Genomic DNA, 18,487 nt, shown 5'->3' with positions numbered 1-18,487 from the left:
TCTTGAAGTGGCTTGGGTCTATGCCCGTCATGGCATCACTAATTTAATTGCTGTAATGATAAGCAATGACGCGAAGATTTTCTTCAATATTGGGGTTGGTAAACGACTCGCAGCTCTCACTCCTAAAGGGGCCATCAATACTGATGTCAACCCGATCCCAATCAGTGCAGGCAGATAAATATAGCCTAATGTCCCTTCAGGCAAATCTGACATTTGCCAACCAGCTATCACGTAACCAACACTGCCAAATAAGGAAATAAACACACCTGAGGCCGATGAAAAACCCACTGCACTGCGCATCTGCAATCCACACCAACTCAAAAATGGGATCAGTAAAATACCCCCCGCCAATGCCCATTAAAGCAGCAACAATAGCAATAACGATTGATGTAAAAAACAAAATAGGAGTCGCAGGAAGTGGTTTATGTTCAGCAGCAACACGAAAAGGAAGCACCATATGAATCGCCATAAAAATCACAAACAGCGCGAACGCCTGTTGTAGCTGTTCTGCACTGATCATCTGCGCGATAAATCCAGAGCCAACCGAGCCTAAAATAAGTCCCGGTAGTATGGGTTTAAACATAGCCCAAGGCACATTACCACGTCGGTGATGAGCATGTGCAGATGATAAAGAGGTTAATATAATAGCAGCAAGTGAAGTGGCAATTGCCACATGGGGAGTCACTTCAGGAGAAAATCCGATACTCGGCAGCAAAAATAACAGCACGGGGACAGCAATAATTCCCCCTCCAATGCCGAGTAAACCCGCCATAAAACCAATAAAAGTGCCTACGACTAAACAACAAGAAAAAAACCAAATAATGCTATCCAAGGTGACACTCCAAAGAAAAAAGAGCCACAGCTTATAGCAAAAGCCATAATTAGTTAAGAAGTGATCCTAATTCACGAGACTCAAAGTACTCCCTGACAAGCTCTCTCACCTCTTTACCATTGTTTAATCTCAGCGCCATTTCCAATAATTCACTTAAATCAGAATGAGCAACACGTCTTAGAAGGTAATTGACTTTAGCCAAACTTCCCTGATTCATACTCAGTTGATCATACCCCATAGCAACCAGTAAAATCACACCTATAGGCTCTCCAGCCAACTCGCCACAGACACTGACAGGTAAGTGATACTGCCAACAATCGAAACGCGCGCGCTTTAAGGCCCTTAATATACCAGGGCTGTAGCTATCATAAAGAGTACTGACTCTAGGATTACTTCTGTCAACGGCAAGTAGATACTGAGTTAGGTCGTTAGAACCAACTGAAACAAAGTCAACACGTTGTGCAACTTCAGCAAGCTGGAACAATAAAGTAGGCACTTCAATCATTATCCCTAATTTGGGCCTAACAATATTGGGGTTAACATCCTTTTTTAATTCAAAATATGCCTGCTCTAAATAAGCCTTCGCCAAATCTATCTCATCAAGACTACTCACCATGGGCAGTAAAATATGCAATTGTTCACCTTCCCCCCCAGCCTGGATCATTGCTCGAAGTTGAACCAAAAATAACTCAGGATGATCCAATGACAAACGGATCCCACGCCAGCCAAGAAAAGGGTTTTCCTCATTAATAGGAAAATAAGACAGAGGCTTATCCCCCCCAACATCTAAGGTTCTCATTACCACTGGTCTCCCAATGGCTGAATTAAGAACCTCTTTATATACCTTCACTTGCTCAGATTCACTGGGGAATCTTTCATGCAACATAAAAGGGATCTCTGTACGGTATAAACCAACGCCATCGGATCCTTCCGCTATTTCTGATGCTAAACAACTTAACAAACCTGCATTTAAATATAGACGGATACGTTTGCCATCGAGTGTTTCAGCAGGTAGATTTAATTCCATCGCATATTGATGTTGTAAGGCTTTTTCAGCTGAGATCAGATGTCGATATTCGTTAATTAACGTCTTTGAGGGAGAAACCAATAATTGTCCGCGATTAGCATTGATGATAAGCAACTTGTTATCAATACCTGCACTAAGCACGCCTTCAACGCCTATGATAGCAGGCACACCTAACGCGCGAGCTAAAATGGCAGCATGTGAATTGACCCCGCCTTGTTCAGTAACAATACCGACCAATTTTTGCCTAGGAAATTCAGCCAGCATGGTCGCATCAGCTTCCTTAGTGATCAAAATGACTGGAATTTCAGGATCTACTTCCATCTTTTCAGGCTCAATCAAAAGGCGTAACACTCGTTGACCCAAATCACGAATATCACTGGCACGCTCTTTCAGATAAAGATCTTGCATCTGAGTAAACTGCTCGATATAACGTAGTGAAACACGACTAACAGCAGAAACGGCACACCACCCCGCCTTGACCTCTTTCGCGTATTCCCCTCCTAAACTGGCATCATGCAGCAACAAAAGAAGCGCAGAAAAAATGGAGACAACCTCATGATCTTGTTCTTGCTCGAACCGTTGAGACAAGGCTGTTAACGTAGTCTTACATGCCTCTATAGCAGTGTGAAGCCTTTCCTCTTCAAAGGAAATATGATTTGTTCTGGACTCTATTTGTTCTAAATCTATCTGTCCCCCCAAGACAAGGCCATGAGCAATAGCAATGCCATTAGCAGCTGAGGTACCAGTAAAGTGGAGTTGATTAGAGCGACTTTGCGCTTCATCTTTCATTCTCAGATTTCTGATAGCCATAGAGAGTTGTGCAGCTAATGTCATTAAGAAGGCTTCTTCACCTTCATTAAACCGACATGCAGCTATCTGCTGCACAACCAACACGCCTAAAATACGTTTTTGATAAATTATTGGTACGGCAAGAAATGCTCGGTAATTATCCTCTTCGACTTCAGAAAATCCTTTAAACCTAGGATGTTCGCGGGCATCGGCCAAATTAACCGCTTCTTCTCGTTCAGCAACGAGACCCACTAAACCTTCACTAAGAGGCATCTTAACCTGTCCTACCGCATCAACAAGCAGACCATCAGTTGCAGATAAAATAAGTTCCCGCCCCTCTAATAAATAGATGGAGCAGCACTGGGTCGCCATAGCAGATTTAGTCTGCGACACCAATAGCATTAACGCTGAGTGGAGATCCTTAGCCGCTGCAACAGCCTGTGTTATATCTCTTAGTGTTTTTAGCACTTAATAAACCTCCATACGACTCAAATTAGACCATTTAAATAGACACTTTAAGCCACCTTATATACTCAAACAACCTTAATATACATGATTCAGCCTATCGAAAAGTAACCAAGTTTAAGGGCGTTAATTGCTCCTGCATTAACATGTACCTTCTATATCCATGTCCTCATGCTTCGCTCTACCTTTTGCATCAGCTCTCTAAGGAAAGAAGGCCATATCTTATTTTTTCTGGAACAAAATAGACAATGCAGGAGTCATTTACGATTTTATATGCCTATGTTTAACGCCGCCGACTTCTTCTACCATGATGAGATTCCCGAGCCTGAAATGAAAGTGCCATAGGGGCAAACTCCTTCATCACCTTTCTATAAACATCTCGTTTAAATGACACAACTTGCCTTACCGGATACCAGTAGCTCACCCAGCGCCAATCATCAAATTCTGGGTGGCCAGAAGCATTAAGGTTTATCGCACTTTCATTGCTCTTAAGTTGCAGTAAAAACCATTTTTGTTTTTGCCCAATACAGACTGGCATACTATCTTGTCTAATTAAGCGTTTGGGTAATTTATAACGTAACCAAGAGCGAGTCGAAGCTAAGATCTGAACATGTTCAGGCCTTAGCCCAACTTCTTCATAGAGCTCTCTATACATTGCTTCCTCAGGTGTCTCACCATCATCGAGCCCACCTTGAGGATATTGCCAGGAATGTTGACCAAATCTTCTCGCCCACATCACCTGCCCAAAACGATTACAAATAATGATGCCCACATTTGCCCGAAAGCCGTCACTATCAATCACATGGACTCCGTGAATTCGTCACTCTAATCATTTGATTGTTTCACAAAGCAAGCACTTCAGCAAATATCCATCAATGGAATAACTTTGGATAAAAAATCAAAAAAACCATTTTTATCAACAGAGGCTTTTATTAATCAATGAGGATATCCACAAAATCTGTGGATATCTCTGTTCTTAACTCATTAGTAACGGTTGAAAACATAAAAAACGTACGATGTTCAGAATGTAAAAAGAATTAACAAGTGAAGATAAAAAGCTTTAATTACAAAATGATAAGTGAAAAAAAAACGTTGCTGGTTAACTTTTAAAAAATAACAAGGTCGTTTTTTGAACGATAATTAGAATTTAAATAAATCTCTATTTTAATTTTTTAGGTTATTCACAAGCAAAGTAGATATTAAATCTAATTTCATCATTTTTTACCCTAAATATCTGTTTGACATCTCATTAATTTACAGTTTCTTATTCCTATTTAGAAGTTATCCAATAATTCTGTGGATAACTATGTTGGAAAAGTAGGGGGAAAAGCAAAGTAATTCATAAATGAATAAGTCATTGGTAAATGGGTATAGTTTCTTAATGATTATTATCAATACCTTAGAATAAAAATAACCACGTAAGTTATTAACACCTTCAAGCTTGGGTGTTTTTTGACCAAGCATTGGCTATCGCCACTATTTTTGATAAAATATAACAATGAAAACGCCTACTTCACCTAAAACAATCGATGAGTTAATGAGCCGTGCACATGCTATGGCGGGACTCACGTTAGGTCAACTTGCCGAATCTCACGGTTTTATGACTCCAATCAACCTCAAGCGAGATAAGGGCTGGGTTGGCCAGTTAATTGAATATGAACTAGGTGCACTAGCCGGTTCTAAACCTGAGCCTGATTTCCTACATTTGGGTATCGAACTGAAAACTATCCCTGTGGACAACAAAGGCAAACCCATAGAAACAACTTATGTCACGGTTGCCCCTTTGATTGGTATTCAAGGATTAACGTGGGAAACGAGCATTGTCAGTCATAAATTACAAACTGTACTCTGGGTACCTATTCAGGGTGACAGAAATATTCCTGTCGCTTTGCGGCAAATTGGCACGCCATTACTATGGAGCCCTAATGCCACTGAACTCGCGCTTTTGAAGCAAGATTGGGAAGAAATAATGGAGTTTATTGCTCTCGGTCAAATAAAACAGCTTACAGCCAGACACGGGGAAGTGCTGCAACTAAGACCAAAAGGAGCCAATAGCCGATCTGTCACAAAAAGTATCGGTATGAATGGCGAGACTGAAATGACCAACCCTAGAGGTTTCTATCTCAAAATACCCTTTACTCAATCAATACTTTCTCAAGCATTTTCTTGAAAATATTCTCCTTCATAACAGATCCCATTTTTACATCTATCAAGAACATAAAATCATTCTTTTTCATTAATATATCCATGAGCATTGATTCCAATCCACGTCAGTAACTGGCTTTCATTTGACATAGATCACAAATACTACTGGAAATGATAGATACTTCCTATAAAATGACGCCTTGTAGGCTGCATTAGGATATACACGTAACCGTGAGAACTCGTATACAAGCAAAAAAACTCATTTTTGCGATATTCGCTTGGGGAATCGCCATGGCGGGATTTGTGTTCTTTCGGTACGCACAAACTCCTAATCTTCCACAATGGGCGGTAGGCACAGCCGATCTAGCCACATTATCTATCTATATGGGGATCGTTTTCGGTAGCTTACACTGGATGTCTAACCTAATAGCCGATTTTAGTGCAATAAACCGTCTTCCTTATTTATTCTCAGTTATCTTTAAAGGCTTATTTCTCTTACTCGGTGCTACAACACTTGCATATATCACCCAATTTCTCAACATGTGGGCCGTAGAAAACCACATGACAACTTTAAGACAAATGCTAACGCCGCACATCATTTATAATCGCTCATTTCAGGCTATTATCGTTTATCTGGTTGTCGTGAGAGTCGGCTTAGCCTTTATCGAACAAATGGCTCTACTTGTCGGTCCACGTGTATTGCTTAATATTGGACTAGGTAAATATCATAAACCTAGGTATGAACAAAGATTATTTCTGTATCTCGATATGGTTGCTTCAACCAATCATGCCGAAACCCTAGGAGATTATCGTTTCAGTCGATTAATACAAGATAGTTTCAGCCAATTATCTGATACCGTTGTCAATAATGAAGCCGAGATATACCGCTATATGGGCGATGCTGTATTAATACATTGGCCTTTAAAAGAAGGGATACGTGCAGATCGCTGTTTCAATATCTATTTTGAATTCAGTCAACAATTACATTGGCAACGTGAATATTTCAAAAAACAATATGGTTTTGTCCCTAAGTTCAAAGCAGCTGCACATTGTGGGCAAGTCGTCGCTGCTGTCGTCGGTGTCCAAAAACAAGAAATAAGCTTCTTTAGCGATGTTCTGAATACATTGGCTAGGCTGCAAGAGCAATGTCATCCACTCAATCAGAGAATGTTGATTTCAGGCGAACTTGAATCTCTCGTAGATAAAGACAACTGTCAATACACACTCAACCAACTTGGCCCTGTAAAATTAAAGGGGAAACAACACTCCATTGAAGTATTTGGTGTCAGCGTTAACTAATCATCAAAAACCTGAAATAAAGTCAGGCTTTTGTTACTTGTAAAATTTACGTTTATATCCCTTTTTTTAATAGATCTTGGATCGCTAAACCTAACGTTCTAAAGGTCAATATACGACTCGAAGTTTGTCTCCACACTAAGCCTATATCTCTATAAGGTGTTTCACCTGGGGGCTGCATTACAACTAAATCGGTATGATTAAGTATCCCTGCATCAATAGCCATTTGAGGTAAAAATGTCGTTCCTAGCTTACCATTAACCATTTGCACCAAAGTATGCAGACTCGTTGCGGTAAATGAATTGACTTTTGTACTATCGACTAATTGGCAAGCACTGACGGCATGTCCGGTTATGCAATGCTCAGCTTGAAGTAAAAAAATACTTTCATCTGGTAAAGATTGGTAATCTAAAGGTGCCATGATTCGACTCGCCAAATCACGATGCAACACGAGTTTAAAGGGATCAACACCAACCTTCATGCTATGGTAGCCACTAGTATCAACAGGCAGAGCTAATAATAAAAGATCAAGTTCACCTTTACCTAACGCATCAAGCAACCTTTCAGTAGTATCCTCTTTGAGGAACATCGTTAGGTTCGGGTAGGTATCCTGACAGTGCTTAAGCACTCGACTTAACAAGAATGGCGCAATAGTCGGTATGCAGCCTAAGCGAATATCCCCCGTCATAGGCTCGCCTTGATACTTCACTAAATCAACAAGATCATCAACATCTGTCAACAGCTTTCGTGAACGCAGTACGACTTCTTCACCTATTGCAGTAAAAATAAATGATTTATGATCACGCTCAATCAACTGATGACCAAGTTGTTCCTCTAAGTTCTGTATGCCGCTAGAAAGCGTGGACTGGCTGACATGACACACCTTAGCAGCACGATTAAAGTTCTGTTCTTGATAAAGGTTCACGAGATAGTAGAGATTTTTTAAACTAGGTAAGTGCTTCATAAAATCGATTACCAATTAATATTTTCATTCGAATATTCAATATTAACTCTATCACACTATTGATGTAACTTTCGTTAATTGTCCACCATAAAAAGCACTAATGAGAAGATCCTTCATCAATACTTTCATTAAATGGCGACTGCATAGCCTACTTTACTCCATAGCAAAAAAAGACATTTCCCTATGGATCAGATGGAAGAATAATGCAGGAGAATTATCAAGCATCTCATTGAGAGTCGTTACCGAAGATGCCAGAGCCGAGAATAACAAGTTCATCCTTTGAACTCTGTTATTTCTCGACAGGTTAAATCCTGCATTTTATGGTCATTTGAGTATATTAATGTCTAAGTCTAGATTAAGCTTTAGATTCCAAGTATCGCTTAAGTTCAGCCAGATCTAAACTTGCATTATCTACAATTCCTTGTAGCCAAATTTCATGATGAGTCTCCCATTCAGCATCTTCACCATGCTGGAGTAATTGAGCAAACTGCTGAATACGTTTTAAACCCACCGAACCTGCAGCACCTTTAAACTTATGGGCTTCTGAACATAAAGTGTCTTTATCACGAGCTTCCTTAGCATTAATCAAATTCCCCACATACTCAGGCATTAGCTGCTCAAATAACACGACACTTTTTAATAAAGTGCCCGCACCGATCGCGCTGCAATATTGCTCTAAAGTATTAAGATCTAAAATTGACTCTATTTCAGCTGTAGCCATATTAAGGCACCCCTTAAAAAATTTGAATGTATATTATTTACAACATAATACTCACTATAATTGCTGACGCAACTAAATGAGTAATAAGACTAAATAACATTCACTTATTAGCCATTTTCTAACCAATCATTAGTCAACATCCCTCTTACTGTTGAAGCCATTGATAGTGAAACGCTAATAATATCAATGTTAACCCACCGCTCTGTACTCATTTATGACAACGGGGAAGAGGACCAAAATACAGATCCCGCAAAAAAACAGCAATAAAAATGTAGTTAACTCACTAGCAGTGCATAAACAGTCAAATAAAACATCAGGAATAATTCATTGTCTTTATAATTAAATTCATATTAATCAAAAATCAACATGAGAGTTTTGATTATAGCCTATCAATAGCTATTGATTTTTTTTATTAAAAACATCACTTATTCATAAGGTTATAAGATGACGTTGACAGTTTACGTTAACGTTAGATTGACATTGATTATATATCCATATGCTAAAGGAGTATATAATACATGCAATTATTAGGTTTGACCTTTACCGACTCAAGCGTTAATTTGAATGGTTCGGGTGCATATATATATAACAACATTTTCCCGAGTAGTATTCAGTTTAAGTTTAGGGAGTTTGTGTAATGAGCTTGTATCACCCCAGTTTTGAGAGAGATAATTGTGGTTTTGGCCTAATAGCCCAGATGGATGGCGAACCTAGCCATCGCATCATCAGAACCGCCATTCATGGCTTAGACCGTATGAAACACCGAGGTGGCGTCGCTGCTGATGGAAAAACGGGTGACGGCTGTGGATTGCTAATGCAGCTTCCCATCAAATTCTTTGAAACAATCGCGGCTGAAAATGACTGGCATTTAAGCCGTAAATTTGCCGTCGGCATGATTTTTCTTAACCAAGAGACTCCATTAGCAGATCACGCTAAGCAACTATTTGAACGCGAATTAGAAAAAGAGACATTGAGTGTCGCTGGTTGGCGAAAAGTGCCAGTAAATCCCGATGTTCTAGGGCCTATAGGCAAAGAAAGCCAACCTCAAATCTATCAAGTATTGATCAATTCCCCAATTGGTTGGAGAGAGAAAGATCTCGAACGCCGTCTGTATATGGCAAGACGCAGATTAGAACAGCAATTGCATCATGATAACCATTTCTATGTCGCCAGCCTATCAGGCCAAGTTATCGTTTATAAAGGCTTAATGATGCCTGTAGATCTGCCTGAGTTTTACCTAGATTTAGCTGATATCAGGTTGCAAAGTTCAATCTGTTTATTCCATCAAAGATTTTCCACTAATACGTCACCTAAATGGCCGCTCGCTCAACCATTCAGGTATCTAGCTCATAATGGTGAAATAAATACAATTACAGGTAACAGACAATGGGCACGAGCACGTGCTTATAAATTTAACGCACCACTGTTGCCAGATCTGCAACAAGCTGCGCCTTTTGTTAATGAAACGGGCTCAGACTCCTCTTCACTGGATAACATGCTTGAAATGCTGCTGGCAGGTGGCATGGATCTGTATCGCTCTATGCGTCTGCTTATTCCACCCGCATGGCAAAGCAATCCTGAAATGGATGAAGAGCTTAAAGCCTTTTACGATTTCAACTCTATGCACATGGAGCCTTGGGATGGACCTGCCGGTATTGTTATGACTAATGGCCGATATGCCGCCTGTGCGGTTGACCGTAATGGCTTACGCCCATCACGTTATATTATCACTAAAGACAGAATTCTCACCTTAGCATCTGAAGTGGGTATTTGGGATTATGCTCCCGATGAAGTGGTAGAAAAAGGCCGCGTAGGTCCAGGAGAATTACTGGTATTAGACACACTAAACGGACAACTTTATTCTTCATTTGAAATCGATAATGATCTTAAACGCCGCCACCCATATAAGGAATGGATGGCAAAAAACAGTCAAACTTTGATCCCAGCAGAAGAGATCCCACCAGCCCAACAAGGCCTATGTGAATTTACGCCAGATAAACTCTTGCAATACCAGAAACACTTTGGTTATTCACGCGAAGAACTTGAGCAAGTGATATGGGTGTTAGCTCAAAAAGGTGAAGAAGCGACCGGCTCAATGGGAGATGATACTCCCATGGCCGTACTCTCTAAAAAGTCACGTACTGTGTACGACTACTTTAGGCAAAAATTTGCTCAAGTCACTAACCCTCCGATCGATCCATTGAGAGAGAAACATGTAATGTCGCTCTCTACTTGCGTCGGCAGAGAACAAAACTTGTTCAATGAAACAACCGGCCATGCTTACCGAGTGATGTTTAACTCTCCCGTATTGCTCTATAGCGACTTTAATCAACTATTAGCACTCGACTCTACTTACTACCGTGCCGACACCATTGATCTCAATTACAAGGTCACAGAAGGCCTAGAACAAGCCATCATTCGTATTTGTCATGAATCTGAACGCTTGGCACATTCAGGGACCACTTTACTTATTTTATCTGACCGAACAACGGCACACTCTAAGCAAGTGATCCCAGCGGCAATGGCTGTAGGCGCTATTCAGCGAGTATTAGTGGATAAAAGTCTGCGTTGTGACACTAATATCATCGTTGAAACCGCATCTGCTCGTGATCCTCACCACTTCGCCGTGTTACTGGGTTTTGGAGCAACAGCGATTTACCCGTACCTTGCCTACGAAAGTATAGCGGCACTGGCTAAAATTCATCATATTGCAGACAACTACCCCTTAATGCTTAATTTTCGTCAAGGCATCGATAAAGGCCTGCGGAAAATAATGTCCAAAATGGGCATAAGCACCGTTTCCTCATACCGCTGTAGTCAACAATTTGAAGCCATTGGTATTGCCAGTAACGTCATCGACCTTTGTTTTAATGGGGTAATAAGTCGTATCGAGGGAGCCAGCTTTATCGACTTTGAGCAAGATCAAGTCCAACTCCACAAATTGGCTTTTCGTGCCCACCAGCCACTAGCACAAGGCGGTTTACTTAAATATGTCGATGGAGGGGAATACCATTGCTTTAACCCCGATGTCGTCAACACACTACAAGCCTGCCTAAAAGATAAAGATTATTCCTATTATAAAAGGTTTACACAACTGGTCGATAACCGCCCCATAGCAACCCTGCGCGATCTTATCGCCATTAAAGGTAAACTCACTCCAGTCAAACTCGATAGTGTTGAATCAGCAGACACGCTTTACTCAAGGTTTGACAGCGCAGCCATGAGTATCGGTGCCCTAAGCCCTGAAGCACATGAAGCGTTGGCTGTAGCGATGAATCGACTTGGAGGTCGCTCAAATTCGGGTGAAGGTGGGGAAGATCCTGCGCGTTTCAACTCAGAGCGTAACTCGAAAATTAAACAAATCGCGTCAGGACGTTTTGGGGTCACAGCTCACTACCTGATGAATGCTGAAGTATTGCAAATCAAGGTTGCTCAAGGCGCTAAGCCTGGCGAAGGGGGGCAACTCCCGGGGCATAAAGTCAGTGTCGAAATAGCAGCATTGCGTAACGCGAGGCCTGGTGTGACACTCATCTCACCACCGCCTCACCACGATATTTATTCGATTGAAGATTTGGCACAACTGATATTTGACCTAAAGCAAATAAACCCCAAAGCAATGATCTCGGTCAAACTCGTGTCTGAACCCGGTGTCGGCACTATCGCCACTGGTGTGGCAAAAGCTTACGCCGATATGATCACGATTTCTGGTTATGATGGTGGCACTGGCGCAAGCCCCATTACATCGGTTAAATATGCAGGCAGTCCATGGGAACTAGGCTTAGCCGAAGTACACCAAGCATTGGTTAAAAACGGACTTAGGCATAAAATTCGCCTTCAGGTCGATGGCGGATTAAAAACAGGACAAGATGTACTAAAAGCTGCCCTACTCGGCGCTGAAAGTTTTGGTTTTGGCACCGTCCCTATGATAGCACTTGGCTGTAAATACTTACGAATTTGCCATCTAAATAACTGTGCCACTGGTGTCGCCACTCAAAATGTAAAACTGCGAAATGCGCATTATCATGGTCTTCCAGAACGCGTCATTACCTACTTTGAGTTTGTAGCAAGAGAGATCCGCGAAGGCATGGCAGCACTGGGGGTCACTCAGTTTGAAGATCTTATCGGTCACAGTGAATGGTTAACCACACTAAAAGGGCAAACATCAAAGCAACAGCGATTGGATTTAACTCCTATTTTATACACGCCTGAAATCCCTATCAACAGCGCCAGAACATGGCAAGAGCTCAATCCCACTTTAGATAAAGGTGAATTAAACATTGAGTTACTTCGTCAAGTGCGAGAGGCCGTTATTGCAGGCACATCAATCCAAGCCAGATTTAATATCAATAACACCGATCGTTCCGTCGGGGCATCACTATCAGGTTTTATCGCGCAAACAGCAGGTAAACAGGGAGCAAAACAGCCGATACAGATAAATTTCAATGGCAGCGCTGGACAAAGTTTCGGTGTATGGAACAGCCCAGGACTCGAACTCACTCTATGTGGTGATGCTAATGACTATGTTGGTAAAGGCATGTCGGGAGGGAAAATCACCGTACATCCGCCATCAGGCAGTACCTTCCTTAGTGATCGCTCCGCCATTATTGGCAACACCTGCCTCTATGGTGCATCTGGAGGTAAGCTATTCGCCGCAGGGACAGCAGGTGAACGATTTGCTGTTCGTAACTCAGGTGCTATCGCAGTCGTTGAAGGCGTAGGAGACAATGCCTGTGAATATATGACTGGCGGTGTCGTACTTGTTTTAGGTAGAACAGGGGTTAACTTTGCAGCAGGTATGACTGGAGGCTTTGCTTATGTATTTGATCGATTCGGTCATTTTCATCGCCGAGTGAATACTGAATTAGTTGATACTCAAAAAGTTGACTCTCCTGCCCAGCAGCGTCACCTAAAAGACATGATAGAAGCACACCTCACTGAAACAGGCAGTGAGCATGCCAAAATGTTATTGGCCGATTTCGAGAATTGGATCGATTGCTTCGTTTTAATCAAACCTAAGAGTGTGTCAGTCTCAGATCTATTAAAACTCGAGCAATCACAACCTGAATTAGCTGTAGTAGCGGGGTAACAACGTATGAGCAACGATTTTCAATTTATAGAAGTTGATCGCCAAGATCCGGTTAAACACCCTGCGAAGAAGCGCACAACGCAGTTTATCGAAATTTACCAGCCATCCTCTCAGCCTGAAGTCAAAGAACAAGCAGAACGCTGTCTTGACTGCGGTAACCCTTATTGTGAGTGGAAATGCCCACTGCACAACTATATTCCTAACTGGCTCAAACTCGCCGAACAAGGACGGATCTTAGAAGCTGCCGATCTGGTTCATGAAACCAATACGTTACCGGAGATCTGTGGCCGAGTGTGCCCACAAGACCGCTTATGTGAAGGGGCCTGCACCCTCAACGATGAATTTGGTGCTGTGACTATTGGTAATGTTGAAAAATACATTACCGATACGGCAATAGCTCAAGGTTGGCGTCCAGACTTAACCAAGGTGACACCAAGAAAAGAACGCGTCGCCATTATCGGCGCTGGACCTGCAGGACTAGGCTGCGCCGATATTCTTGCCCGTAATGGTGTCCAAGCTGTTGTATTTGATAAAAACCAACAAATTGGAGGCTTGCTCACATACGGGATCCCAGCTTTCAAGCTTGATAAAGCCGTGATGGCTACCCGCCGTGAAGTACTCGAAGGGATGGGGATCCAATTTAACATGAGCACTCACATAGGTGAAGACATCGCTTTTGATGAATTGGTTGAGCAATATGATGCCGTCTTCCTAGGAATGGGCACTTATACCGCCATGAAAGCCGATCTACCCAGTGAAGATGCCCAAGGCGTCTATCAGGCCTTACCTTATCTTATTGGTAACACCCATCACATCATGGGCACCACAGATCCTCAATCCCCCTACCTTAACTTGAAAGGTAAGAAAGTAGTGGTCCTCGGCGGGGGCGATACAGCCATGGATTGTGTTCGCACAGCGATACGCCAAAATGCAGCCGAAGTCACCTGTGTTTACCGCCGCGACGAGGCAAACATGCCGGGATCACGCCGTGAAGTCCAAAATGCGAAAGAAGAAGGCGTTAATTTCCTCTTTAACCGACAACCTATTGAGATAGAAACTCAAGATGGAGCAGTAACTGGTATTACCTGTATTGAAACACAAATGGGTGCCGCTGACGGCAGCGGGCGACAACGGGCCGAGGCGATTAAAGGCAGTGAAGCACTCCTTAATGCTGATGCGATCATCATCGCCTTTGGTTTTAAGCCAAGTCCTGCTACTTGGCTTAAACAGCATAATGTAGACTTGGATGAATGGGGACGTGTTATCGCCCCTAAGAAGGCCGACAATCCTTTTCAAACCAGCAACCCTAAAGTGTTTGCCGGTGGCGATATGGTGCGCGGTTCAGATCTCGTGGTCACGGCTATCGCTGAAGGACGCGATGCAGCTTTGGGGATCCTCAACACTTTCGAAGACTGATCCCATAGCGACATTCCAGCGCTCCGACAGGAGCGCTTTTTTCACTAAATGACCATAACGATTAATTTAAGTTCTATTTATTTCATTTTATCAATAATCCATCACTCAACTTACTCATTATTAAACAAAGACTTAGAATTGAAATGCTCCAACATAAATCATTGAAAAAAATCGGTGAACGAAATCCAGATTTGGAATAAAGGTTGATAGTTAACCCCCTAACCATTAGAGTTGGTGCTCATCTAACGTTAATTTAACAATTATAATGATTAAGGATCCGCTTTTTTATGTCTCGCCCGCCAATAAAATACATCAGGCGACAGCGGTTGATTGAAAATAACCTAATCGTTTGTTAAATAATATATTTAAAGGGAACGTTACCCCACTATAAGCCTCATATTCATCACCAACTTAGTGAGTGAAATGTTAGGCCCTAGTTCAAATACCAAATGCTATGTAAAGCCTTTATCAAGGCCGTGATCATGCAGTACGGAGAAAATTGATGTCGTTTGTTGTTTACCAAAATTATATCCACGGGCACCCCCTCTCAAATGAAACAGGTGAAACCTTTGAAGTCATCAATCCCGCAAACGGAGCGGTGAGTTACTTAGTCGAAGTCGCTGATGAGAAAATTCAACAAGCCGCCATTAAAAGTGCCAAAGAAGGGTTTAATACCTGGTCAAAAATGTCCTCTATCGAGCGTAGCCGGATCTTACTTAACGCCGTTTCACTGCTGCGTAAACGCAATGACGAACTCGCAGCTATTGAAGTGCAAGACACCGGAAAACCTTGGCAAGAAGCCTCAGCGGTCGATGTCGTCACCGGTGCAGACTCGATTGAGTTTTTTGCCGGGTTGGCCCCAAGTATTGAAGGCAATCAACAATCCCTTGGTGAAGATTTTTATTACACTCGTCGTGAACCATTAGGTATTTGCGCTGGCATTGGCGCTTGGAATTACCCGCTACAAATCGCTTGCTGGAAATCAGCACCGGCGTTAGCTTGCGGTAATGTTATGATCTTTAAACCATCAGAAGAAACACCACTGGGTGCGATCAAGTTAGCCGAAATATTTACTGAAGCCGGCGTTCCAGATGGCGTCTTTAACGTTATTCAAGGCGACGGTCGTGTTGGTGCTTGGCTCACCAATAATGAAGACATTGCGAAAGTCTCATTCACGGGTGAAGTCGGTACCGGCAAAAAAGTGATGGCAGCAGCGGCAGGCTCACTTAAACAAGTCACCATGGAGCTCGGTGGTAAGTCACCCTTGATCATTTTTAATGATGCCGATATCGATAATGCCGTCTCAGCAGCCATGCTAGGTAATTTCTACACTCAAGGTGAGATCTGCACTAATGGCACCCGCGTGTTTGTCCAACAAGATATCTACCCTCATTTTATTGAAAAACTATTACAGCGTACTCAAGATAATATCATTTGCGGCGATCCTATGGATCCTGACACCAACTTTGGTGCACTCATCTCAAAAGCCCATCAAGATAAAGTGTTAAGCCTTATCGATATGGGTAAACAAGAAGGCGCTCAATTACTCGCAGGTGGTCATGCGCTTAAACCTGAAAACAGCCCGCATGGTTACTTTGTTGCTCCCACCATCTTTGGTCAATGCACTGACGACATGACCTTAAGTCGAGAAGAAATTTTCGGCCCAGTGATGTCAGTACTGACTTTTGATGAAGAAGATGAAGTTATCCGTCGTGCCAATGATACTCGCCTAGGGTTAGCCGCTGGCGTATTTACTCAAGACATTACCCGCGCACATCGCGTTATTCATCAGATGCAAGCAGGAATATGCTGGATAAATGCCTATGGGGCTTCACCAGCAGAGATGCCTGTCGGGGGCTACAAGATGTCGGGTATAGGCCGCGAAAATGGCAGCGAAACACTGAAAGCTTACACCCAAATAAAAGCCGTATACGTTGGTATGCAGCCTCTTGAAAGCCCATTTTAAGGAGCCCACATGACTCAACATACCTTTGAACAATACGACTATGTCATCATCGGTGCTGGCAGTGCTGGCTGCGTGCTCGCCAACCGTTTATCTGCCGATTCAAATAACAACGTCTTACTGCTTGAAACCGGCGGCAGTGATAAAAGTATTTTTATTCAGATGCCGACAGCCTTGTCAATCCCAATGAATACCGCTAAATATGCTTGGCAGTTTGAAACCCAAGCAGAGCCTTATCTTGATAACCGCCGTATGCATTGCCCTCGAGGTAAAGTGTTAGGCGGATCCTCTTCAATTAACGGCATGGTGTATGTCCGTGGTCACGCGCGTGATTTCGATGAATGGCAGCAACAGGGAGCTAAAGATTGGGATTATGCTCATTGCCTACCTTACTTTAAAAAAGCCGAACATTGGGCATTTGGGGCGGATGAGTACCGTGGTAATGAAGGGCCACTGGCGGTCAATAACGGTAACAATATGAAAAATCCGTTATACCAAGCTTTTGTTGATGCAGGAGTCGATGCCGGATATTTAGCCACTAACGACTATAACGGTGCGCAGCAAGAAGGCTTTGGCCCCATGCACATGACCGTTAAAAATGGCGTGCGTTGGTCAACAGCCAATGCGTATCTCAGACCGGCAATGAAACGCAGCAACTTAACCGTGACCACGCATGCGCTAGTGCACAAAGTGCTGTTTGAAGGTAAAAAAGCCGTCGGTGTTCGTTTTGAGCGCAAAGGTAAAATGATTGATGTCAAAGCCAATAAAGAAGTGGTGCTATCGGCAGGCTCAATTGGCTCACCCCACATTTTACAACTCTCTGGGATCGGCTCAGCTGACACACTCAAAAGTGCGGGGATACAGCAAATACACCAATTACCTGGCGTGGGTGAAAATTTACAAGATCACCTTGAATTTTATTTTCAGTTTACGTGCCTACAACCTATTTCACTCAATGGCAAAATCGACCCCTTAAATAAGCTCTTTATCGGCACTCGCTGGATAATCAATAAATCAGGGCTTGGGGCGACGAATCACTTTGAATCTTGCGGGTTTATCCGTTCAAAAGCAGGACTTGAATGGCCTGATTTACAGTATCACTTTTTACCTGCTGCCATGCGTTATGACGGTAAAGAAGCCTTTGCTGGTCATGGTTTTCAGGTCCATATTGGTCACAATAAACCCAAAAGCCGCGGCAGTGTAAAAATTGTCTCTAATGATGCTCATGTTGCACCAAGCATTCAATTTAATTACCTGTCTCACCCTGATGATATCGAAGGTTTTCGCGCCTGTGTACGTTTAACGCGTGAAATCATCAATCAGCCCGCATTGGATGAATATCGCGGCGAAGAAATTCAACCCGGTAACACAGTCCAAACCGATGAAGAGATTGACAGCTTTGTGAGAAGCTCTGTCGAAAGTGCCTACCACCCATCTTGCTCCTGTAAAATGGGCGAAGATGACATGGCGGTCGTCAACTCCCAAACTCAGGTTCATGGGTTACAAAACCTTAGGGTGGTGGACTCCTCCATTTTCCCCACGATTCCAAATGGTAACCTTAACTCACCGACCATTATGTTAGCTGAGCGGGCCGCTGATCTTATTTTAGGCAATCCCCCTCTCGCGCCAAGCACTGCAAGCGTCACCATCGCCGAAAACTGGCAGCAGCAACAACGAAACAAGCCGCCAACAAGACCACTCGCTTAATACACTTTTCTAACTCATCATCTAGGTTCAAGGCCAACCTAAGTCAACAAGACTCAATGGCCTTCATCGCCAAATT

The 18,487-nt window shown here is 42.7% G+C and carries 10 protein-coding genes and 1 pseudogene; 6 read left to right on the top strand and 5 right to left on the bottom strand.

What is annotated here, in order from left to right:
- Nucleotides 1-27: 27 nt before the first annotated feature.
- From HQQ94_RS06930 to rppH, 3 genes and pseudogenes are all read right to left on the bottom strand, one after another.
- Nucleotides 28-832 (bottom strand): annotated as a pseudogene (locus HQQ94_RS06930) (sulfite exporter TauE/SafE family protein).
- Between the two features lie 49 nt (nt 833-881).
- Nucleotides 882-3,116, bottom strand: coding sequence for a phosphoenolpyruvate--protein phosphotransferase (ptsP, locus tag HQQ94_RS06925; RefSeq protein ID WP_173293724.1), 2,235 nt, complete (start codon nt 3,114-3,116; stop codon nt 882-884).
- A 280-nt stretch (nt 3,117-3,396) separates the two neighbouring features.
- Complete coding sequence (gene rppH / locus HQQ94_RS06920; protein WP_173293723.1) at nt 3,397-3,915, bottom strand: RNA pyrophosphohydrolase; 519 nt, start codon at nt 3,913-3,915, stop codon at nt 3,397-3,399.
- A 696-nt stretch (nt 3,916-4,611) separates the two neighbouring features.
- Here rppH and mutH point away from each other — a divergent pair.
- Both mutH and HQQ94_RS06910 read left to right on the top strand, forming a co-directional pair.
- Nucleotides 4,612-5,283, top strand: coding sequence for a DNA mismatch repair endonuclease MutH (gene mutH / locus HQQ94_RS06915; RefSeq protein ID WP_173293722.1), 672 nt, complete (start codon nt 4,612-4,614; stop codon nt 5,281-5,283).
- 206 nt (nt 5,284-5,489) lie between these two features.
- On the top strand, nt 5,490-6,557 hold the full coding sequence (locus tag HQQ94_RS06910) for an adenylate/guanylate cyclase domain-containing protein (RefSeq protein ID WP_309247238.1): 1,068 nt from the start codon (nt 5,490-5,492) through the stop codon (nt 6,555-6,557).
- A 52-nt stretch (nt 6,558-6,609) separates the two neighbouring features.
- On the opposite strand, the gene oxyR is transcribed toward HQQ94_RS06910, so the two are convergent.
- Together oxyR and HQQ94_RS06900 are read right to left on the bottom strand one after the other, a co-directional pair.
- Nucleotides 6,610-7,518 carry a hydrogen peroxide-inducible genes transcriptional activator OxyR gene (gene oxyR / locus HQQ94_RS06905; protein WP_173293721.1) on the bottom strand — a complete coding sequence of 303 codons (909 nt, stop codon included), beginning with the start codon at nt 7,516-7,518 and terminating at the stop codon, nt 6,610-6,612.
- Nucleotides 7,519-7,873: 355 nt separating this feature from the next.
- Nucleotides 7,874-8,239: an Hpt domain-containing protein gene (locus HQQ94_RS06900; protein WP_173293720.1), complete on the bottom strand. Its 366-nt coding sequence runs from the start codon at nt 8,237-8,239 to the stop codon at nt 7,874-7,876.
- A gap of 637 nt (nt 8,240-8,876) precedes the next feature.
- On the opposite strand from HQQ94_RS06900, the gene gltB reads away from it, so the two are divergent.
- The 4 genes from gltB (at nt 8,877) to betA (ending at nt 18,411) form a co-directional block, all read left to right on the top strand.
- Nucleotides 8,877-13,325: a glutamate synthase large subunit gene (gene gltB / locus HQQ94_RS06895; RefSeq protein WP_173293719.1), complete on the top strand. Its 4,449-nt coding sequence runs from the start codon at nt 8,877-8,879 to the stop codon at nt 13,323-13,325.
- A 6-nt stretch (nt 13,326-13,331) separates the two neighbouring features.
- A complete protein-coding gene (locus HQQ94_RS06890) occupies nt 13,332-14,741 on the top strand; it encodes an FAD-dependent oxidoreductase (protein WP_173293718.1) in 1,410 nt (469 codons plus the stop codon).
- A gap of 502 nt (nt 14,742-15,243) precedes the next feature.
- Complete coding sequence (betB, locus tag HQQ94_RS06885; RefSeq protein WP_173293717.1) at nt 15,244-16,707, top strand: betaine-aldehyde dehydrogenase; 1,464 nt, start codon at nt 15,244-15,246, stop codon at nt 16,705-16,707.
- A 9-nt stretch (nt 16,708-16,716) separates the two neighbouring features.
- Nucleotides 16,717-18,411, top strand: a complete 1,695-nt coding sequence (betA, locus tag HQQ94_RS06880) for a choline dehydrogenase (protein ID WP_173293716.1) — start codon at nt 16,717-16,719, stop codon at nt 18,409-18,411.
- Nucleotides 18,412-18,487: the final 76 nt, after the last annotated feature.

The sequence above is a fragment of the Shewanella sp. VB17 genome, assembly GCF_013248905.1.
GTDB lineage: Bacteria > Pseudomonadota > Gammaproteobacteria > Enterobacterales > Shewanellaceae > Shewanella.
The sequence above is the reverse complement of the archived record's forward strand: the minus strand, read 5'-3'. Positions and strand labels throughout refer to the sequence as shown.